A 21,333-nucleotide genomic window follows, 5' to 3' on the forward strand; every position below is an offset into this window, starting at 1 on the left:
CTATGGATTTCTCTCGTTTTTTTATCGACCGTCCCATTTTTGCGGCGGTGCTGTCGATACTGATTTTTGCCACCGGGTTAATTGCGATCCCGCTGCTGCCAATCAGCGAATATCCGGATGTGGTGCCGCCCAGCGTGCAGGTACGCGCCGAATATCCTGGCGCTAACCCAAAAGCGATCGCGGATTCCGTGGCGACCCCGCTGGAAGAGGCGATCAACGGCGTTGAAAATATGATGTACATGAAGTCGGTGGCCGGCTCCGATGGCGTACTGGTCACTACCGTGACCTTCCGCCCCGGCACCGATCCCGATCGGGCGCAGGTACAGGTGCAGAACCGCGTGGCGCAGGCTGAGGCGCGTCTGCCGGAAGCGGTACGCCAGCTGGGGCTGACCACCCAGAAAATGTCGCCCACGCTGACGCTGGTTGTGCATCTTTTCTCCCCGCACGGCAAGTATGATTCGCTCTACCTGCGCAACTACGCCACCCTGAAGGTGAAAGATGAGCTGGCACGCCTCCCCGGCGTCGGCCAGATTCAGATCTTCGGCGCGGGTGAGTATGCGATGCGCGTCTGGCTCGATCCCAACAAAGTCGCCGCGCGCGGCATGACGGCCGCAGAGGTGATTACCGCCATGCGTGAGCAGAACGTACAGGTCTCCGCCGGACAGCTTGGCGCGGAACCGACCCGCAAAGCCAGCGATTTCCTGCTCTCTATCAATACCCAGGGTCTGCTGGAGAGCGAAGAGCAGTTTGGTGACATTATCCTGAAAAGCACGGCTGACGGCTCTCTGGTACGGCTGCGCGACGTGGCGCGCATTGAGATGGGCTCCGGCAGCTATGCCCTGCGCTCTCAGCTGAATAATAAGGATGCGGTCGGCATCGGTATTTTCCAGGCGCCGGGCGCGAACGCTATCGATCTCTCCGACGCGGTGCGGGCCAAAATGAACGAGCTGGCCACGCGCTTCCCGGAGGATGTGCAGTGGGCTGCACCTTACGATCCCACGGTGTTTGTTCGCGACTCTATTCACGCCGTGGTGCAGACGCTGTTTGAAGCCATTGCGCTGGTTGTCCTGGTTGTGATCCTGTTTCTCCAGACCTGGCGCGCGTCGATTATTCCGCTGCTGGCGGTACCGGTTTCCGTGGTTGGCACCTTTAGCGTGCTCTGGCTGCTGGGTTTCTCACTCAATACGCTCAGCCTCTTCGGGCTGGTGCTGGCTATCGGCATCGTGGTGGATGACGCCATCGTGGTGGTTGAGAACGTTGAGCGCAATATCGAACAGGGTCTGACGCCGGTGGCCGCCGCGCACCAGGCGATGCGCGAGGTGTCCGGTCCGATTATCGCCATTGCGCTGGTGCTCTGCGCGGTGTTTGTGCCGATGGCGTTTCTCTCCGGCGTGACCGGGCAGTTCTATAAGCAGTTTGCCGTGACCATCGCTATCTCGACGGTGATCTCCGCCATTAACTCGCTGACGCTCTCGCCGGCGCTGGCGGCTAAACTGCTGAAAGCCCATGACGCGCCTAAAGATCTGCCTGGCCGGCTGATTGACCGCCTGTTTGGCTGGCTGTTTCGCCCGTTCAACCGTTTTTTCCAGCGCAGTGCAACAGGCTATGAATCCCTGGTAGGCACCACGCTGCGCCGGCGCGGCGCGGTGTTTGCGGTTTATCTGCTGCTGCTTGCCGGCGCAGGCCTGCTGTTTCACAGCGTGCCGGGCGGTTTTATTCCCACGCAGGATAAGCTCTATCTGATTGGCGGCGTAAAAATGCCGGAAGGCGCTTCGCTGGCGCGCACCGATGCGGTGATCCGCGAGATGAGCGAGATTGGCATGCATACTGACGGCGTCGCCTATGCGGTTGCGTTTCCCGGCCTGAACGCGCTGCAGTTTACCAATACGCCTAACGCCGGCACGGTGTTTTTTGGCCTGAAACCGTTCAGCGAACGGACGCGCAGCGCGGCAGAGATCAACGCGGAGCTGAATGCAAAAATTGCTAAGATTCAGCAGGGCTTTGGCTTCTCAATTATGCCACCGCCGATTCTGGGTCTGGGCCAGGGATCGGGGTATTCGCTTTATGTGCAGGATCGCGGTGGCCTCGGCTATGGCGCACTGCAGGAGGCTATTAACACCCTCTCCGGTGCCGTGATGCAGACGCCGGGCATGATGTTTCCGATCTCCTCCTATCAGGCCAATGTCCCGCAGCTGGATGTGCAGGTCGATCGCGACAAAGCCCGTGCACAGGGCGTGGCGTTACCCGATCTCTTTACCACGCTGCAGGTCTATCTCGGCTCCGCCTACGTGAACGATTTTAATAAATTTGGCCGTACCTGGCGCGTGATGGCGCAGGCGGACGGCGATTTCCGTGACAGCGTTGAGGATATTACTTCGTTGCGTACCCGTAATGACCGGGGCGAAATGGTGCCGGTCGGCAGCATGGTGCATGTCGCCACCACCTACGGCCCCGATCCGGTGATCCGCTATAACGGCTATCCCGCTGCGGATCTGATTGGCGATGCCGATCCGCGCGTGCTCTCTTCCGCGCAGGCGATGACGCAGCTGGAGATGATGTCAGAGCAGATGCTGCCCAACGGCATGAATATCGAATGGACTGACCTGAGCTATCAGCAGGCGACCCAGGGCAACAGCGCACTGATCGTTTTCCCGGTTGCGGTCCTGCTGGCGTTTCTGGTACTGGCAGCGCTCTATGAGAGCTGGACGCTGCCGCTGGCGGTGATCCTGATTGTCCCGGTCACCATGCTTTCCGCGCTGGCGGGCGTCTGGCTGACCGGCGGTGATAATAACGTGTTTGTCCAGGTCGGGCTGGTGGTGCTGATGGGGCTGGCGTGCAAAAACGCCATTCTGATCGTGGAGTTTGCCCGTGAGCTGGAGATGCAGGGTAAAAGCGTGACCGCTGCCGCGCTGGAGGCGTGTCGTCTGCGCCTGCGGCCGATTGTGATGACCTCGATTGCCTTTATCGCCGGTACGGTTCCGCTGATTCTGGGTGAAGGGGCTGGCGCGGAAGTGCGCGGTGTGACCGGTATAACCGTGTTTGCCGGGATGCTTGGCGTGACCCTGTTTGGCCTGTTCCTGACGCCGGTGTTCTACGTTACGCTGCGCAAGCTGGTAACGCGCCGCACGCGTGCGGAAAGCGCAACGCCACTTTAAAAGCGGTACAAATGGAAAAGCCCGGCTGAAGCCGGGCTTTTTTATATCCTCTTGACCGTCGGACGCGCATGCAGCGCCGGTATCAACGGGTTTTCTGGCAGAGTCCGGCGGGTTCAGCGTCCGGCAGCGGTTCGCAATTGCTGGTATCGTTGCTTTTCAGTTCGTTCAGCGCATCCGCCACGGTGCGCGTCTCCAGCACTTTCAGCGATGCTTCCTCCGCCTCATGAGCAATCGATTTGAAATACCAGCAGAGGTTGGCGCTGACCAGGCAGCGCGGTGCAACATCCGGCCGCGACGCCCACAGTTTTTTGTCTTCAATGACTGACGTATAGATATCGCGTAGCGTGATCTCTGCTGCGGGCCGGCCCAGGTGAATGGAGCCGGTGCGACCCAGCGTCGAAACAATAATGCCGTCGCGCGTCAGCGGAACCATCAGCTTACGAATAAAGCTGGGATTCGCCTCCAGACCATACGCCAGAATAGCGCTGGTCGAGCGTTTTCCCAGTTGCTCCGCCATCGCGACGCTTAAAACCATCTGCAGAGCTGTCGGGAAGCGATAATCTAACATTTCAATATCCTGAGTTGCGGCTTATCTTTTTGTTTTTATAGCGCGTCAATGAGTGAACAATGAGCAATAAATATAACAAACACTGTTGCTTTTTAGAAGCAACCCCAACCGCACAGGGCACGGATTCCCCATCTGCGGCCCGGTTAGCGCACAAGCTGCTTAATTTTGCACGGACGACGCCTGCGCCGGTAACTGCTGCTTAAGCAGCGCCACCAGCACAACGTTTATACCCGCCAGCCCGCACAGTACCCAGAGGGTCACGTCAGCGCCGGCATGCGCTGCCAGCCAGCCCCCCGCCAGCGGCGTCAGCGCCTGTCCGATCAGCGCCGGGCGCGCCATACGACCGGTGATAACGGCATACTGTTCCGGTCTGACAACGGCCAGCGGCAGCGTACCGCGCACGATGGCCCGCAAACCGTTTCCTGCGCCATAGAGCACCATAGCGACCAGCGCCATTGCCGGAAACAGCGCCAGCAGCAGCAGCCCTGCTGCCACCAGTCCCACAGAGAACAGCGCGGTCCATATGGGATGACTACGTTTAAACATTACATCCAGAAGCCGCGATCCAATCTGACAGGGACCGAGAACGGCACTCAGCGCCAGCGCTGCGCTCAGCGAATATCCCCCGGACTGAAGCAGCGTAATAAGCTGAACCGAGATGGCGGTCATAATAACCGAAGCGAGGGTAAAAATGGCGCACAGCAGCCAGAAAAGTCGCGGCGAGAGCGCGCTCTGCAGAGTGTCAGGGATCGCGCCGGTCGGGCCTCCCCTGCTCCCGGTTTGCGTGACCGGCGCCGGCAGCGCATAGCGGTAGGCGGGGAAAACCAGCAGAGTAAGCAGCGCAGCAATGATGAAACAGGCATCACGCCAGCCGGCGAGCGCAATCAGCCATGCCGTTCCCGGCCAGACCAGCGTGGTGCATAAGCCCGAAATCAGCGTCACGCCGGTGATAGTGCTGCGCGCCTGTCCGCCATAGAGCGTGCCGAGCGTTGCAAACAGCGCATCGTAAAGGCTCATTGCCATTCCTGTGCCAATCAGCAGCCAGGCGGCAAAAAACCAGCCAGGCTGGTAGCTCATCCCCATCACCACCAGCCCTGACGCCATTACCACACCGCCGCCTGCCAGTATCAGCGGCCCGTAACCACGGGCAATCAGTCGTCCGCTGAGTGGCGCCAGCAAGCCGGAGACCAGGATGCCGAGCGACGGCGCCCCATAAACCCACTGTTGAGACCAGCCGGTTTCAGCGATAATCGGCGCGGCCATCACCGCCATCAGGTAGAACGACCCGCCCCAGGAAAGGATCTGAACCGCACCCAGCGTAATAATGGCGGGTATCGCGGGTTTTGAATGATAGTGCACGGGCGCTTTCCGTATCAGATAAAGCATTGTTATATCATGGATATTCTGCAGGCTGAACCTTCTTCTTGTCAGGCCATTATTGGTCTCCGGGGCTGATTCTGGTAAAATTTAAATTTTAAAAGTTTGTTGTAACTAAACTGGAAGCTTGTCAGCGGCGCAGGCACAGGTACATTAAGTATGTTGTAACAAAGGAGAAGATTATGGCTCGCTACGATTTAGTCGCTGATTTACATGAGTGCGTTAACACGCTGGAACAGCGCCTTGGTGCGCTGCGCACCAGCATTGAGCAGCAGCCGCTGCTGGTGGCGCGCGTGTTCAGCCTGCCGGCAATTGAAAAAGGGCACGAACATGATGAGATTGACAAAATAGCGGTGACGCAGCATCTGGGCAAAAGCGCGCGTGAGATGGCCCTCACCCACTACTGCCGGCTGTTTATGCAGCATCAGTCAGAAAAGATCAGTACCAAAGCGGCCGTGCGGCTGCCGGGAGCAATCTGTATTGAGGCGGACGAGCAGGCCGCTGAGCAGATCACGCAGCAGGTCAGCGAAATCAACGCGCTTAAACAGCGGCTGGAGCAGCTCATCACCGTAGAGTCCGGCTTGCCGAGCGAGGCCCGCTTTGAATTTGTGCATCAGCATCTGCGCGGGCTGATTACGCTGAACGCCTATCGCAGCGTGCCCCTGCTCAATGCGCCGGATACGCTGCGCTTTGGCTGGGCGAACAAAAACATCATTAAAAATCTGACGCGGGAAGCCGTTATTGAGCAGCTGGAACGCAGCCTGAAAGCGAATCGCGCTCAGGCTCCCTGGACGCGTGAGCAGTGGGCAGAAAAAGTGCAGCTGGAGCTGGAACTGGTGCGATCGCTGCCCGCAGGCGCAAAGCTGAAAATCAAGCGGCCGGTTAAAGTGCAGCCTATTGCCCGCGTCTGGCGCGCCAGTGAAAAGAAACAGACGCAGCTGGCCTGCCCCTCTCCGCTGCTGGTGCTGTGCCGTGACAAAACCCAGGTGCCGGTGCTGGGCGAACTGCTGGATTATGATGCAGAGAATATCGCCCACCGCTATAAGCCGCTGGCGCAGCCGCTGCATCTGATCATCCCGCGCCTGCACCTCTGGAGCGACCGCCTCGCCTGATGAAGCGGCCGCCACCTGCAGGATTACGCTTTCATGCTGCCAACCATCTCTTCCGGGCGCACCCAGGCATCAAACTGCGCCTCATCGAGATAACCGAGCTGCAGCGCGGCTGCTTTAAGCGTCAGCCCCTCTTTATGGGCCTTTTTGGCAATTTCGGCTGCTTTATCATAGCCAATGTGCGTGTTCAGCGCGGTCACCAGCATCAGCGATTCATTCAGCAGCTGATCGATACGCTCCCGCACCGGTTCAATACCGGTTGCACAGTGATGATTAAAGCTGTCCATGCCGTCGGCCAGCAGCCGCACCGACTGCAGGAAGTTATGGATGACCATAGGACGGAATACGTTCAGCTCAAAGTTGCCGGACGCGCCGCCCATATTGATCGCTACGTCGTTACCCAGCACCTGACAGCAGAGCATGGTCATCGCCTCGCACTGGGTCGGATTGACTTTGCCCGGCATAATGGAGCTGCCCGGCTCATTTTCCGGGATACTGATTTCGCCGATGCCGCAGCGCGGGCCGGATGAGAGCCAGCGGACGTCGTTGGCAATTTTCATCAGCGACGCCGCCAGACCTTTCAGCGCGCCGTGCGCGTGCACCAGCGCATCGCAGGTCGCCAGCGCTTCAAATTTATTGGGTGCGGTGATGAACGGCTGACCGGTCAGCGCGGCCAGCGCCTGCGCCACGCGGACGGCATATTCAGGATGCGTATTCAGGCCGGTGCCTACGGCGGTGCCGCCCAGCGCCAGCTCGGTCAGATGGGGAATGCTGTTTTCAACGTGCTTCAGATTATGCTCCAGCATCGCCACCCAGCCTGAGATCTCCTGTCCCAGCGTCAGCGGCGTGGCATCCTGCAGGTGCGTACGGCCAATTTTCACAATATCACTGAATGCATCCGCTTTACCGGCCAGCGTGGTTTTCAGCACCTCCAGCTGCGGAATGAGCTGCTCGCGCAGTGCCGTAACGGCCGCCACGTGCATAGCGGTAGGAAAAACGTCGTTAGAGCTCTGGCTTTTATTGACATCATCATTAGGGTGCACCAGCCGCGCCATACCGCGCTCGCCGCCGAGGATCTCGCTCGCGCGGTTAGCCAGGACTTCATTCATATTCATATTGGTCTGCGTGCCGGAGCCGGTCTGCCAGATCGCCAGCGGAAACTGATCGGCGTGCTGGTTTGCCAGCACTTCATCCGCCGCGCGGATAATTGCTGTCGCGCGATCGTCCGGCAGCAGCTGCAGATCGCGGTTAACCTCTGCCGCTGCCCGCTTGGTCTGCGCCAGCGCGCGGACCAGCTCAACCGGCATTTTCTCGGTTGAGATACGAAAATGCTCCAGCGAGCGTTGCGTCTGTGCGCCCCAGAGTTTATCTGCCGGCACATCAACAGGACCCATTGAATCTTTTTCAGTGCGACTGGCTGCCATAGCCCTCTTCTCCTTTCTCAGTAGTGAAAGCAATCCCCGGGCGCGGCCTCTTACCGCCCCGCTTCAGGCCGGATTGTTATCCGAATCAATAAAACAGTATGCGGGCACATCGCGTTTCCTGCACACAGGTCGCGCTAATTGCTGAAATTTTCTGCTTTACTGGGCAATAACTGTTCAGCTGAGGGCGCAACATGCATAAATTGAACAACTCACTGCAGTACTACGACTGGGGCAGCACAACGGCGTTAACGGAACTTTATGGTATTGCCGATCCGCAGGGCCGGCCGCTGGCAGAGCTGTGGATGGGCGCGCATCCGAAAAGCCCGTCCACGCTGATTGTTGACGGCCGGCACGCCTCGCTGCGCGATTTCATTGCGCGCGATCCGGTCGCCATACTGGGAAGCGCCGTTGCCGACCGGTTCGGTGAACTGCCGTTTCTGTTCAAAGTGCTCTGCGCGGCGAAAGCGCTCTCGGTGCAGGCGCATCCCGATAAGCGCGCAGCTGCCGCCGGTTTTGCCCGTGAAAATGCAGCCGGCATTGCGGTGGATGCGCCGCAGCGCAGCTATAAAGATGCCAGCCATAAACCGGAACTGCTCTATGCGCTGACCCCTTTTCAGGCGCTGAACGGCTTCCGCGAGCGGCCCGAAATGGTATCGCTGCTGAGCGCGGTAGCGGGCGCCCATCCGCAAATCGGGCACTTTATTGAGCAGGCCAGCCCGGACGCCCTTGCCCGCCTGTTTGCCACGCTGTTCTCGCTGCAGGGGGATGAAAAAAGGCGCGCGCTGGCGATCCTCTGTTCAGCGGCTGCGGCACACGATGAGGAGCCGTGGCTGACTGTGCGGCAGCTGGCGGCTGATTACCCGGATGATAACGGCCTGTTTGCACCACTGCTGCTTAACCTGCTGCTGCTGCAGCCCGGCGAAGCGATGTTTCTCTCTGCCGGCACGCCGCACGCTTACCTGCAGGGCACTGCACTCGAGGTCATGGCTAACTCAGATAATGTGCTGCGCGCCGGCCTGACGCCAAAATTTATCGATATGCCGGAGCTGCTGGCTAACCTGAACTTTACCCCCCGCGCCGCCGATACGCTGCGGCTGCAGCCTGAGCGCGATGCGCAGGCGCTCTGTTTCCCGGTGCCGGTTAATGATTTTTCCTTTGCCATCCACCTGCTTTCTGCCGTAGCGCAGCCGCTGGCACCGGCCAGCGCCGCCCTGCTGTTCTGTATTGAGGGAGAAGCGCGGCTCGCCAGCGCGGATAGCCAGCTTGTCCTGCAGCCAGGCGAATCCTGTTTTGTCGCCGCCAGCGAGCCCCCGGTTGCGGCCTCAGGCAGCGGACGCCTGGCGCGCGTCTTCAGTATGCTTACTGCAGACGGCTGACGCTGCGCGCGTTAACTGCTATTCTTTCAGACTATTACTTTAAACGCCTGCGGGCGTTTTTCTTCACCCGGCGCGTCACCCCGACGGGACGCGGACGCAAGGATAAGGATGACTCAGCGATGAAAAAGACTCAGGTTGCAGCAGGTGTGATTGTCGCGCTCGGTGTGGTTTGGACCGGCGCAGCGTGGTTTACCGGCAAGCAGATTGAGAGCCACAAGGATGAGATGCTGCAACAGGCCAACAGCCAGATTAACGCCTGGTCCCCCAACAGCCGCCTGACGCTGAGCTATCAGGACTATCAGCGCGGCCTGTTCAGCAGCAGCACGAAACTGGTTGTGCAGGCGAGCTCCCAAACGGTGGATAATCCGCTGCTTAAGCCGGGCCAGACCATTGTGCTGAATGAGACCATCGATCACGGTCCTTTCCCGTTTGCGCAACTGAAGCGCGGTAACATTCTGCCCGCGATGGCCTCGGTGCATTCCGAGCTTGCTAATACCGATGCGGTGAAAAAGCTGTTCGCGCTGACTGACGGTAAATCACTGGTTGCTGCCGATACGCGCATTGGCTACAGCGGGGCTACCGATACGGCACTGACGCTGCTGCCGGTGGATTACAGCAACGCGCAGACCGGTGACCGGCTGGCCACCAACGGCGGTAAGCTTGACGTCAGCGCCGACAGCAAAGGCGATAAAGTCAGCCTGAAAGGTGAGTTCTCCAGCATCGCCGTCACCAGTAAAAACCAGCTGGAGCAGCCGGTGCTGTTTACGCTTAACGGTCTGGCGCTGGGCGGTGATACTCACCTGAGTCCGGAAGGCGTGCGCGTGGGCGATCAGACCATCACGCTGGATAAACTGGAAGCCAGCATCAACGGCCAGCAGGGAATGACGCTGCAGAAAATTGACGGCAAATCCTCTTTTGATAATAAAGAGGGCAAGATTGGAGGCACTATCGATTATAAAGTGGGCGATATCAACCTGCAGCAGCAGCCGTTTGGTGAAGCGCGTCTGGCGATGAAATTTTCGCAGTTTGACGCGCAGGCGGTGAAAACTTTTTCTGACACCTACAACGCGCAGATGCAGGATCTGCTGCGCCAGCCGGGTGTTGCCGACGATCCGATTCGCTATCAGGCCAGCGTTCAGACCATTCTGCGTAACAACCTGCCGCTGCTGCTGAAAGGTGCGCCGGCGGTCAGCATTGCCCCGCTGAGCTGGAAAAATGATAAGGGTGAGAGCACGTTCAACCTGAATATCGGCTTCAACGATCCGGCCGCCGTCAGCGGCGAGGCGCAGAGCCTGGGTGCCGCGGTAGATCGCATGCTGAAAACGCTGGATGGCAAACTGAATATCAATATGCCGATGGCGACAGAAGCGATGCGTCATGTCGGCCTGGCCGAAGGATATCAGGGCGATGATGCGCAGAAGCTGGCGGATCAGCAGGTCAAAGGCGTGGCTGCGATGGGCCAGATGTTCCGTCTGACGCAGCAGCAGGATAATAACATTGTGACCAGCCTGCAGTATGCAAACGGGCAGGTAACGATGAACGGCGACAAGATGTCACTGGAGCAGTTCCTCTCCCGCTATATGCTGGGTATGCCAACCAGTGAAGGCATGCCGCAGTAACCGGCACTGTGCGCCGCTTCATCCTGCGGGAAGAAGCGGCGCTTTACCGCTTTAATATTCACCATCTGCACCCTGCTTTGCGCAAATCGCTGGCGCAGTTGCGCAAGATATTTTTATAATGCTCTGCACTTTATTCCTGACAAGCGAGTGCGCCATGATCGACCAGCAGCTTCCTCTTACCGATATTCACCGCCACCTTGATGGCAATATCCGCGCCCAAACTATTCTCGATCTCGGCCGCCAGTTTAATCTCTCTCTGCCCGCCAGCTCTCTTGACGCGCTGCGTCCCCACGTGCAGGTCACCGCGAACGAGCCCGATCTGGTGAGTTTTCTGCAAAAGCTCGACTGGGGCGTCAAAGTGCTGGGCGATCTTGACGCCTGCCGCCGCATTGCGCTGGAAAATGTCGAAGATGCGGCGCGTGCCGGTATTCACTATGCAGAACTGCGCTTCTCGCCGAGCTATATGGCGATGACCCATAACCTGCCGGTGGCGGGCGTGACAGAAGCGGTGATTGACGGCGTACGCGCAGGCGTGAAGCAGTACGGTGTGGATGTTAATCTGATTGGCATTATGAGCCGCACCTTTGGCGAAGAGGCGTGCCTGCGCGAGCTGGAAGGATTACTGGCCCATCGCGACGGTATCACCGCCGTGGATCTGGCCGGCGATGAGCTGGGCTTCCCCGGCAGTGAGTTCCTGAGCCACTTCAACCGGGCGCGTGACGCTGGCTTCCGTATTACCGTACACGCCGGCGAAGCGGCGGGTCCGGAGAGTATCTGGCAGGCGATTCGTGAACTGGGCGCGGAGCGTATCGGTCACGGCGTTAAAGCGATAGAGGATCGTGCGCTGATGGATTTCCTGGCTGAGCAGCGCATCGGCATCGAATCCTGCCTGACCTCAAACATTCAGACCAGCACCGTCTCCTCGCTGGAGAAACACCCGCTGAAAGCGTTTCTGCAGCATGGCATTCTGGCCACGCTGAATACTGACGATCCGGCGGTTCAGGGCGTGGAGCTGGCGCATGAATATGAGGTGGCGGCCCCTGCAGCCGGCCTCTCTGCGGCAGAGATCCGCCAGGCGCAGGAGAATGGCGTGGCGATTGCGTTTCTGAGCGAAGCGGAGAAAACGGCGCTGCGCCAGCGCGTAGCGGGCTAAGGCTGAACACGCGCCGCCGCTGGGCGGCGCGCAACATCAGCGTGGTGACATCGTCTGACGCTTCTCTGCAGACTGCAGACCCAGCTCAATCAGCTCCATGACCTGTATCGCTTCTTCAGCCCGCACCGGGTTCTGCCCCGTGCCGGCTATCGCATCGCGGATTGCCGCATAGTAGGCCGGATAGTTACCCGGCTGCGTCAGCAGCTCCTGCTCCACCAGCATATCGCCTTCTGCCAGCGTCAGCGTGCCGTTGCGCATGTCGTAGCCCCACTCCTGCTGCGGCGGTCTGGCACCCGATTTCAGACGATCCTCCTGCGGATCGAGGCCATACTTTACGTAGCTGCCACGCGTGCCGTGTACCACAAAGCGCGGTGACTCTGCTGCCACCAGCATGCTGGCGTGTAGCACCACGCGACGCGTCGGATAGGTCAGCACCGCATGAAAGTAGTCAGTGGTTTGCGCGCCAGGGCGCAGCTCTGCCATGTCCACGTTGATCGCCACCGGCATGCCAAACAGCTGCAGCGCCTGATCCAGCACGTGCGGGCCGAGGTCAAACCAGATACCGCTGCCCGGTCCTTTCATTTCGCGCCAGCGCTGGCGCACTTCCGGGCGGAAGCGGTCAAAATGCGACTCCAGATAGCGTACCTCGCCCAGCGTGCCCTCGCCGAGCAGCGTTTTTAGCGTCAGAAAATCGCTGTCCCAGCGGCGGTTATGGAAGACCGACAGCAGCAGCCCTTTCGATTTTGCCAGCTGATCAAGCTCACGCGCCTGCGAGAGCGTGACGGTAAAAGGCTTGTCGACGACCACATGCTTGCCGGCATTCAGGGCCGCTTTGGCCAGCGGAAAGTGGGTGTCATTGGGGGTGGGGATCACAATCAGCTGCAGGGTGGGATCGTCCAGCAGCGCCTGCGGATCGGCAACGACCTGTACAGAGGGCCAGTCAGCGTGCACTTTACCGGCATCGCTGCTGGAGATCGCTGCCAGTTCCATTTCAGCTGTTCCGGCGATTAAAGGGGCATGAAAGGTTTTACTGGCAAAGCCATAGCCTATCAGGCCGACACGTAGTTTATCGCTCATTCTCACTCCTTTTGTCATATACCCGACTGATTTAAGACGAATCAGCCGGTGAGAACAAGGCGGAATCAGCTGAAAGAGATCGCCCGGCCGGGTTCCGGCCAGTTCTGCTGCGCTTCAAGCGCGTCGTGCGCATCCTGGCTGCGGCGGCGAAAATCACTCGGGCTGACGCCTGTGCGTTTGCGAAACACGCGTGAAAAGTAGAGCTGATCGTCATAGCCCACTTCCCGCCCCACGGAGGCGATAGGCTCCTGCGTGGTCTGCAGCAGCAGCTTGGCGCGGATCACCCGCTGATCTTCTCGCCAGCGCAGCAGATTGATGCCCATCTGTTCGCGAAACAGATGCGCCAGCCGCGAAGGAGATAAACAGACATGCCGTGCCACCTCCTCAATTTTGACTTCGCTGGCAAGATGGTTGGTCACGTACTGGCAGGCTTCAATCACGCGCGGATCGCGAATCTGCTGATGGCTGCGCGGATCCTCTTCCACCGCGCGCAGCAGCAGACGCTCCAGCAGGTTCATGGCCAGCTCTTCAGCAAAGCGGCGACCGGAATTGTGGGTCTGCTCAATACTGGCAAACAGGCGATCAAACTCGCCGCATAACGCTTCAGTCAGGCGCAGCCGGCCCACGCCCTGCTTCTGCTCCTGCCACTCCAGCCAGTCAATCCAGTAGGCGCGCGGCCGGAAATAGACCCAGCGATGGTGCCAGCACGGGCTGTCGGGCGACCGTCCATAATAATGGGGTGTTTTCGGCTGAAACAGCAGCAGATCGCCCGGCTCACAGTCAAAGGCGGATTCGCCGTCAAAAACCCGGCCTTTACCGCGAATGGTGAGGTTAAGAATATAGCCCTTCATCCCCAGCGGGCGGTCGATAAAAAAATCGAGCGGCTCCTGCGCGTTAATCGGCGTGAGTCCCGCGACCAGCCAGGCGTTAAACGGATAGCCCGGCAGCAGGGGGTTCTGTTGTTCACTGGGGGGTTCGCGATGGTACATAGTGCCCTCACTCTCTGCATGACGCGCGGCGCAACACCCGTTGCGCCGACGGAATCAAACGGCTCTGTTTTTCTGTTTGTAGCGATCGAAAATCACTGCGGCTAACAGTATCAGACCACGCACGACATACTGTGAGAATGGCGAGATATTCAGTAAATTCATCGCATTCTCTACGGTACCCAGGATCAGAACCCCTGCCACCACATATGAAATTTTACCGATGCCGCCTTTCAGCGAGACGCCGCCCAGCACGCAGGCAGAGATCACAATCAGCTCATAGCCCAGCGAGGTCATGGGCTGACCGCTGGTCATGCGCGAGGCCAGAATAATGCCCGCCGCCGCTGAAACCAGCCCGGAAAGGATAAAGATAATGATGCGGGTCCGCACCACCGGCACGCCGGCTAGCCGGGCGGCTTCTTCATTGCCGCCAATCGCCAGCGTGTTGCGGCCAAAGGTGGTTTTATTCAGCAGGAAGCCAAACGCGATCATGGTGGCAATTGTGAGCCAGATAGGCGCCGGCACCCCGAGCCAGTTGGCATAGCCCAGCGCAAAAAAGCGCTCATCTTCAATCCCTACCGCTTTACCGTCAGAGAAGATATAGGCCAGGCCGCGCACAATCTGCATCGTTGCCAGCGTGGTGATCAGGGCATTAATTTTCAGCCGGGCGATAACAAATCCGTTAACAAAACCGGTTGCCATGCCAAGCAGCAGCCCGGCAGCCACGCCAATCCACAGGCTTTCGGTCATGTTGATCACCACCGCCGTCACTACGCCGGCGCAGGCGATAACCGAGGCGATGGAGAGATCAAAGTCGCCCGATGCCAGGCAAAACAGCATGCCGCAGGCCACCATGCCGGACATCGACATCGCCAGGCCCAGCCCTTTCATATTGATAAAGGTGCCGAAGTTCGGCACAAAAATGGCGCAGACAATAAACAGCAGTGCAAAAACCACCAGCATGCCGAAATTATCCCAGATACGCCCCAGCTGCAGGCCGCTGCGCTGCACCGGTGGCGTGTTGGAAGTGGTAGATGAAGCCATTGTTGCTCTCCTGTACATCAGGCCACGGCGGCCGTTTGAGGGGTTTTCGGCATCGCCAGACTGAGCGTCAGCTGTTCGGTTGCCGTGTCGTGCGTCAGTTCTCCGGCAATTTCACCTTCGCGCATGACAATAATGCGGTCGGCGAGGCCCATGACTTCGGGCAGATCGCTCGATGCAAACAGCACCGCAATCCCTTTGCCTGCCAGTTGATAAATCAGGTTGTAGATCTCATGTTTTGCGCCAACGTCAATACCGCGCGTCGGCTCATCCAGCATGATCACGTTCATCTCTTCTGAGAGCCAGCGGCCCAGAATGGCCTTTTGCTGGTTGCCACCGGAGAGATTCATGATCAGCTGGTGCGGGCCAGGCGTTTTGATATTGAGCGAACGGATGTGGCTTTCTGCATTTTTCGCCTCCCAGCCGGGCCTGATCAGGCAACCCGCCGTGAGGTTATGCCGCCGCGCGCTGATATTGATGTTCTCCCGCACGGAGTGCACTGGAATGATGCCTTCCGCTTTACGATCTTCGGGACAGAGCATAATGCCCGCCCGGATGGCGTCGATCGGCTGACGGATCGCGAGCGGCCTGCCATCAAGTGAAACCGTGCCGCTACGTAGCTGCGTGGCGCCAAACAGCCCTTTCATCAGCTCGCTGCGTCCGGCGCCCACCAGACCAAACAGTCCTACAATTTCTCCGGCGCGCACGCTGAACGAAATGGGCATGCGCACCCCTTTCGCCTCGACCTGGTCGAGCTGAAGACGCACGGCGCCCAGCTCGCGGGGCGCATAGCCATAGATGTCACCCAGGTTGCGCCCGACCATCGCCTCGACCAGATCGTCATGATGGGTATTGGGCATATCCGTAAAGGTGCGCACATAGCGGCCATCTTTAAACACGGTAATCGCATCGCTCAGGGCAAAAATCTCCTCCATGCGGTGCGACACATAAAGCACCACCCGTCCTTCAGCGCGCAGCTGACGGATAACGCGAAACAGATGCTCAATTTCACGGGCTGAGAGTGAGCTGGTCGGCTCATCAAAGGCGATAATGCGGGCATTGCGCGCCAGCGCCTTGGCGATCTCCACCATCTGCCACTGCCCCAGCGACAGATATTTCAGCGGCATGTCGGGATCGATATCCATCCCGAGATTTTTCAGCTGCAGGCCCGCTTCGTAGCGCAGCAGCTTGCGGTTTACCAGGCCGCGTTTATGCGGCAGCTGGCCGAGATAGATATTCTCCGCCACGCTCATTTCCGGCACCAGGTGTAGCTCCTGGTAGATAATGGCCACGCCGGCATCCAGCGCCTCAACCGTATTACTGAAGCGCTTCGCCTCGCCTTTGATGCGGATTTCACCGCTCGTGGGCTGGTAGCTGCCGCTGAGAATTTTCAGCAGCGTCGATTTTCCCGCGCCGTTTTCGCCCATCAGCGCGTGCACCTCACCGGCGCGGCACTCAAAACCGATATCCTGCAGGGCTTTTACGCCAGGAAAGGTTTTGCTGATGCCATGAAAAGAGAGAAATGCCTGATCGGTCTCCATGGATACTCCTGATAGTGCCTGTCGGATTTCAGGTGCGCATAAATGCGCACCCTGTGCGTTACATCAATCCTTTCTTCGCCAGTTCGGTTTTGAAGTTATCGCGGGTGATCAGCACCACATCTGTCACCTCAGTAAATCTGGCGGGCTCTTCGCCTTTAGTGACCCAGTTGTAGAGCATCTGGCTGCTCTTATAACCGTGAACGTCCGGGCTGGGCAGCAGCGAACCATAGAAACCGGTCGCAGAGCCTTTAGAGAGTTCGCTGATCGCATCCACGCCGTTGATGCCGATACCGATCACATCTGCTGCTTTAAAGCCCTGACCTTCTGTGGCGCGCACGCCGCCCAGCACGGTGTTATCGTTCATACCGACAATCAGCCAGTGTTTGACTTCCGGGTGCTGCACCAGCAGGGAGTTACCGGCATCAAACGCGCCGGGGATATCGTTGGATTTGGTAGGAACCTGATAAATCTGCTTCTCAGGGAAGCCTGCTGCTTTAATGGCCGCCATAGAGCCGCCGGTACGACGACGCGCCGTATCCAGCTCGTTAGCAGTGATCGCCATTACCGCGGTCTCTTTAACGTCCCAGCCGCGCTTCTGCATCTCTTTATAGAGTTCCTGACCCTGGCGCTCGCCGATCTTCGTTGCCGCCATCATCACCAGCGGAACGGTCTCCATCGGCTTGCCTTTCGCTGTGACAAACTGGTCATCTACCGCGATCACTTTCAGATCGTAGCTGCGCGCTTTTGCCATAATGGCCGAACCGAGTTTGGGATCGGGGGTGCAGATGACAAAACCTTTTGCGCCGCTGGCCGCCAGGCTGTCGATGGCGTTAAGCGTTTTTTCACCATCCGGTACAGCAATTTTAATCACTTCAAAACCCAGATCTTTGCCCGCTTTATCGGCAAATTTCCATTCGGTCTGGAACCACGGCTCCTCTGGCTGTTTAACGAGAAAACCGAGCTTCATCGTCTCGGCGATAGCGGAATGTGACATAACCGCGGCGAGGCTGACGGCCGCCAGCGCTTTAGTGAATTTATGCATGATGCTCTCCGGCACAATGGTGTTTTATCGCTGTTATTAACGTTTTTGTGTAAACGCTACCATCTGAATTCTGCTTTCGTGTACAGCGCAAAATCAGCGCGTTAGTTCAAGAGTTGCTGAAAGGCTGTGCAAACGCTGGGCTAGTTGTAGCGAGAAACGCGGCGCAAAATGTAGAGCGGTATCACATAGCAAAACGAAGGCAAAAATATCCATATATTCAGCAAAATTAACCGGTGTCTGACTTTTGCGGCCGATCACACAACCTGTCCGATGACAGAAAAGTACATATTCTCAGCCGCTGATGACTAACGGCTTATGGCATTGCCTCGCAGGATAGAACCCAGATAACTCACACAGGAGAATCCCGATGGGTGCTGGCGCCATAACAATTGGGCTGGATTTTGGCAGTGACTCAGTGCGTGCGCTGGCGGTTGACTGCCACAGCGGCAAAGAGCTGGAAAAAGCGGTGGTCAACTATCCGCGCTGGGCGCAGGGCCAGTTCTGCGACGCGCACGCCAACCGGTTTCGTCATCATCCGCAGGACTATATCGATGCGCTGGAGCAGGCGCTGGTCAGCGTGATTCAGGCGTTAACACCCGCGCAGCGCGCAGCGGTTGCCGGGATCGGCGTGGATACAACCGGATCAACACCGGCCCCTGTCGATCGCAACGGCAATGTACTGGCGCTGCGTCCGGAGTTTGCGGCGAATCCCAACGCCATGTTTGTGTTGTGGAAAGATCACACCGCGATTGAGGAAGCTGAAGAGATCACCCGTCTCTGCCACAGCGGGCGCTTTACCGACTACACCCGCTATATCGGCGGCATTTACTCATCTGAATGGTTCTGGGCCAAAATCTTACACGTCTCGCGGGAGGATGCTGCCGTGCGGGAGGCGGCGGTCTCCTGGGTTGAACTCTGCGACTGGGTGCCGGCGCTGCTAAGCGGTACGACCGCCCCCGATAAGCTGCGCCGCGGGCGCTGCGCCGCCGGGCATAAATCACTCTGGCATCCGGAGTGGCAGGGCCTGCCGGACGTGGCCTTTCTCAACGCGCTTGATCCGATGCTGACAGAACAGCTCGACTCGCCGCTGTTTACCGATACCTGGACCGCTGACCTGCCGGTTGGCACGCTGAGCGCTGAATGGGCTGCCCGCCTTGGGTTATCTGAACAGGTGGTCATCTCTGGCGGCGCCTTTGACTGCCATATGGGTGCGGTTGGTGCCGGTGCTCAGCCCTATACGCTGGTTAAAGTCATCGGTACATCGACCTGCGATATTCTGATTGCAGACAGCGAAACCGTCGGCGATCGTGCTATCCGGGGCATCTGCGGCCAGGTTGACGGCAGCGTCGTTCCCGGCGCCATTGGCTGTGAAGCGGGCCAGTCTGCTTTTGGCGATATCTACGCCTGGTTCAGCCGCCTGCTCGGCTGGCCTCTGCAGCAGGCTGCGCAGCGCCACCCTGAGCTGCAGCCGCAGCTGGCTGCGCTGCAGCAGGATCTGATCCGCGAACTCACCGAAGCGTGGGCCGCTAATCCGCAGCTCGATCATCTGCCGGTGGTGCTGGACTGGTTTAACGGACGCCGCACCCCGGATGCAAACCAGCGGCTGAAAGGTGTGATCACCGATCTCAACCTGGGCACCGATGCGCCGGCTTTGTTTGGCGGTCTGATCGCCGCCACCGCTTTTGGTGCGCGGGCGATTATGGAGTGTTTTGAACAGCAGGCGATCCCGGTAAAGAGCATCCTGACGCTGGGGGGAATTGCCCGCAAGTCCCCTGCCATTATGCAGGCGTGTTGCGATGTGATGAACCGCCCGCTGGATATTGTCGCCTCAGACGAGTGCTGCGCGCTGGGCGCGGCAATTTTTGCGGCCGTGGCGGCGGAAGTCTATCCCGATGTACCTGCCGCGCAGCAGGTGATGGCCAGCCCGGTTGCCGTCACGCTGCAGCCCGACGCACAACGCGTAGCGGCATATCAGCAGCTCTATCAACGTTATCAAAACTGGTGTGAGGCAGCTGAACCGCAGTACGCGCCGCGCACCCTATCCGCACAGTAAAGGAGTGGTTTAATGGAACAGCATAACGCACAGCACGTGTGGTTTGTTATCGGTACACAGCACCTCTACGGCGCGGAAACATTGCGCCAGGTGGAAGAGCACGCCCGTCAGGTGATGGAAGGACTCAATCAGGCTGGCACACTGCCGGTACCGCTGGTGCTGCAGCCGCTGGTTAAATCGCCGGATGAAGCGCTGGCGCTCTGCCGGGCAGCGAATCACGATAATCAGTGCGTCGGCATCATCACCTGGCTGCACACGTTTTCGCCGGCAAAAATGTGGATCGGCGGATTGAGCGTGCTGAATAAACCACTGCTGCAGTTCCATACTCAGTTCAACGCAGAGATCCCGTGGGACAGTATGGATATGGATTTTATGAACCTGAACCAGACCGCACACGGCGGCCGCGAGTTCGGTTTCATCGGCGCCCGCATGGGACTGCAGCACAACGTCATCACCGGCCACTGGCAGGATCGCACCAGCCAGCAGCGTATAGGCCGCTGGATCAACGCGGCGCTAGCAAAACAGGCCAGCCAGCAGCTTAAGGTTGCCCGCTTTGGCGATAATATGCGGGAAGTTGCCGTAACCGAAGGTGATAAAGTTGCCGCACAGATCCAGTTTGGCTACGCCGTTAACGGCTGGGGCGTGGGCGACCTGGTCGAGGTGATCAATGGCGTCAGCGACGGTGACGTCAGCGCGCTGATCGATGAGTATGAAAGTCAGTATCTCTTCAGCGAGGCGGCAGCCGTTAACGGTGACAAACGGCAGAACGTGCTGGATGCAGCGCGCATTGAGCTGGGCCTGAAGCGCTTCCTGGAGGATGAAGGCTGTAAAGCGTTCACGACCAACTTCCAGACGCTGCACGGTATGACGCAGCTGCCGGGACTGGCGGTGCAGCGTCTGATGGGCCAGGGCTATGGCTTTGCCGGCGAGGGCGACTGGAAAACCGCAGCGCTGCTGCACATTCTCAAAGTGCAGGCGGGCGCACGTGCCGGCGGCACATCCTTTATGGAGGATTACACGTATCACTTCTCTCCGGGCAACGATCTGGTACTGGGTTCGCACATGCTGGAAGTCTGCCCTTCCATTGCCAAAGAGGAGAAGCCGCTGATTGACGTCCAGTTCCTGGGAATTGGCGGTAAGGCCGATCCGGCGCGTCTGATTTTCTCAACGCCTGCCGGACGCGCGATCAATGCCAGCGTAATTGATCTTGGCGATCGTTTCCGCCTGCTGGTTAACGTAGTGGATGCGATTGAACAGCCTGAACCGCTGCCGAAGCTGCCGGTTGCCCGCGCGCTGTGGCGCGCCCAGCCGTCGCTGGCAACTGCGTCAGAAGCGTGGATCCTCGGCGGCGGTGCGCACCATACGGTATTCAGTCAGGCGCTGGATCTGGAGGATATGTATCTCTACGGCGAACTGAACGGAATTGAAGTGATGGTGATCGATGAAGAAACCCGCCTGCCTGCGTTTAAGGATGCGCTGCGCTGGAACGAAGTTTATTACCGTTTAGCCCGCTGATTCCGATTACTGATCCAACGCTAAGCCGCGCATCGTCGCGGCTTTTTAATGCCTGAAATTCCCGGTTTAAAACCGGCCAGGGAGCCGATCTCGGCCAGGGGCGCATGAATGCGTATGGCCAGGGAGCCGATCTCGGTCAGGGGCGCATGAATGCGCCCCCTACGGGGAGAATGGTGATGCTGTGCTGTAGGGGCGGCATTTATGCCGCCCTGGTTGCAGCGGATACCTGATGTGTGAAGATTGGGCTCTGGCAACGAGCGAGAATGCTGGCAGGCCGGTGAAGCCCGGGGCGAAGAG

15 protein-coding genes are annotated in these 21,333 nt (G+C 58.8%); 7 read left to right on the forward strand and 8 right to left on the reverse strand.

Annotation, left to right across the window (positions count from 1 at the left end; genetic code table 11):
- The first annotated feature begins 2 nt into the window (after nt 1-2).
- Nucleotides 3-3,155, forward strand: coding sequence for an efflux RND transporter permease subunit (locus tag DBY66_RS01780; RefSeq protein ID WP_108569295.1), 3,153 nt, complete (start codon nt 3-5; stop codon nt 3,153-3,155).
- Between the two features lie 82 nt (nt 3,156-3,237).
- Here the strand turns inward: DBY66_RS01780 and DBY66_RS01785 are convergent, their stop codons facing one another.
- Entirely contained in the window at nt 3,238-3,723 is a 486-nt protein-coding gene (locus tag DBY66_RS01785; RefSeq protein WP_108569294.1) for an Rrf2 family transcriptional regulator, read from the reverse strand.
- A 159-nt stretch (nt 3,724-3,882) separates the two neighbouring features.
- Complete coding sequence (locus DBY66_RS01790; RefSeq protein ID WP_108569416.1) at nt 3,883-5,082, reverse strand: MFS transporter; 1,200 nt, start codon at nt 5,080-5,082, stop codon at nt 3,883-3,885.
- Nucleotides 5,083-5,282: 200 nt separating this feature from the next.
- On the opposite strand from DBY66_RS01790, the gene tus reads away from it, so the two are divergent.
- A complete protein-coding gene (gene tus, locus DBY66_RS01795; protein WP_039384232.1) occupies nt 5,283-6,212 on the forward strand; it encodes a DNA replication terminus site-binding protein in 930 nt (309 codons plus the stop codon).
- Between the two features lie 23 nt (nt 6,213-6,235).
- Here the strand turns inward: tus and fumC are convergent, their stop codons facing one another.
- A complete protein-coding gene (gene fumC, locus DBY66_RS01800) occupies nt 6,236-7,633 on the reverse strand; it encodes a class II fumarate hydratase (RefSeq protein ID WP_071668791.1) in 1,398 nt (465 codons plus the stop codon).
- 191 nt (nt 7,634-7,824) lie between these two features.
- On the opposite strand from fumC, the gene manA reads away from it, so the two are divergent.
- The 3 genes from manA to add all read left to right on the forward strand — a co-directional run bounded on the left by manA (nt 7,825) and on the right by add (nt 11,781).
- Nucleotides 7,825-9,009: a mannose-6-phosphate isomerase gene (gene manA, locus DBY66_RS01805; protein ID WP_108569293.1), complete on the forward strand. Its 1,185-nt coding sequence runs from the start codon at nt 7,825-7,827 to the stop codon at nt 9,007-9,009.
- Nucleotides 9,010-9,128: 119 nt separating this feature from the next.
- Nucleotides 9,129-10,628: a YdgA family protein gene (locus tag DBY66_RS01810; protein ID WP_039384229.1), complete on the forward strand. Its 1,500-nt coding sequence runs from the start codon at nt 9,129-9,131 to the stop codon at nt 10,626-10,628.
- Between the two features lie 154 nt (nt 10,629-10,782).
- Complete coding sequence (gene add, locus DBY66_RS01815; protein WP_108569292.1) at nt 10,783-11,781, forward strand: adenosine deaminase; 999 nt, start codon at nt 10,783-10,785, stop codon at nt 11,779-11,781.
- Nucleotides 11,782-11,817: 36 nt separating this feature from the next.
- Here add and DBY66_RS01820 read toward each other — a convergent pair whose 3' ends face one another.
- The 5 genes from DBY66_RS01820 to DBY66_RS01840 form a co-directional block, all read right to left on the reverse strand.
- Nucleotides 11,818-12,858 (reverse strand): oxidoreductase, encoded by a 1,041-nt coding sequence (locus tag DBY66_RS01820; protein ID WP_071668789.1) that lies wholly within the window; start codon nt 12,856-12,858, stop codon nt 11,818-11,820.
- Nucleotides 12,859-12,923: 65 nt separating this feature from the next.
- On the reverse strand, nt 12,924-13,847 hold the full coding sequence (gene araC, locus DBY66_RS01825; RefSeq protein WP_039384223.1) for an arabinose operon transcriptional regulator AraC: 924 nt from the start codon (nt 13,845-13,847) through the stop codon (nt 12,924-12,926).
- A gap of 54 nt (nt 13,848-13,901) precedes the next feature.
- Nucleotides 13,902-14,888: an L-arabinose ABC transporter permease AraH gene (gene araH / locus DBY66_RS01830; RefSeq protein WP_039384220.1), complete on the reverse strand. Its 987-nt coding sequence runs from the start codon at nt 14,886-14,888 to the stop codon at nt 13,902-13,904.
- A 17-nt stretch (nt 14,889-14,905) separates the two neighbouring features.
- Nucleotides 14,906-16,426, reverse strand: coding sequence for an L-arabinose ABC transporter ATP-binding protein AraG (gene araG / locus DBY66_RS01835; RefSeq protein WP_071668788.1), 1,521 nt, complete (start codon nt 16,424-16,426; stop codon nt 14,906-14,908).
- Between the two features lie 58 nt (nt 16,427-16,484).
- Nucleotides 16,485-17,468 (reverse strand): arabinose ABC transporter substrate-binding protein, encoded by a 984-nt coding sequence (locus DBY66_RS01840; protein WP_104084807.1) that lies wholly within the window; start codon nt 17,466-17,468, stop codon nt 16,485-16,487.
- A 367-nt stretch (nt 17,469-17,835) separates the two neighbouring features.
- Between DBY66_RS01840 and DBY66_RS01845 the strand changes: the two genes are divergently transcribed.
- Together DBY66_RS01845 and araA are read left to right on the forward strand one after the other, a co-directional pair.
- Nucleotides 17,836-19,521, forward strand: a complete 1,686-nt coding sequence (locus DBY66_RS01845) for a ribulokinase (RefSeq protein ID WP_104084806.1) — start codon at nt 17,836-17,838, stop codon at nt 19,519-19,521.
- A 12-nt stretch (nt 19,522-19,533) separates the two neighbouring features.
- Nucleotides 19,534-21,036, forward strand: a complete 1,503-nt coding sequence (araA, locus tag DBY66_RS01850) for an L-arabinose isomerase (RefSeq protein ID WP_108569291.1) — start codon at nt 19,534-19,536, stop codon at nt 21,034-21,036.
- The last annotated feature ends 297 nt before the right edge of the window (nt 21,037-21,333 follow it).

Source organism: Pantoea sp. RIT413 (assembly GCF_003057675.2).
Taxonomy (GTDB): domain Bacteria; phylum Pseudomonadota; class Gammaproteobacteria; order Enterobacterales; family Enterobacteriaceae; genus Pantoea; species Pantoea eucrina.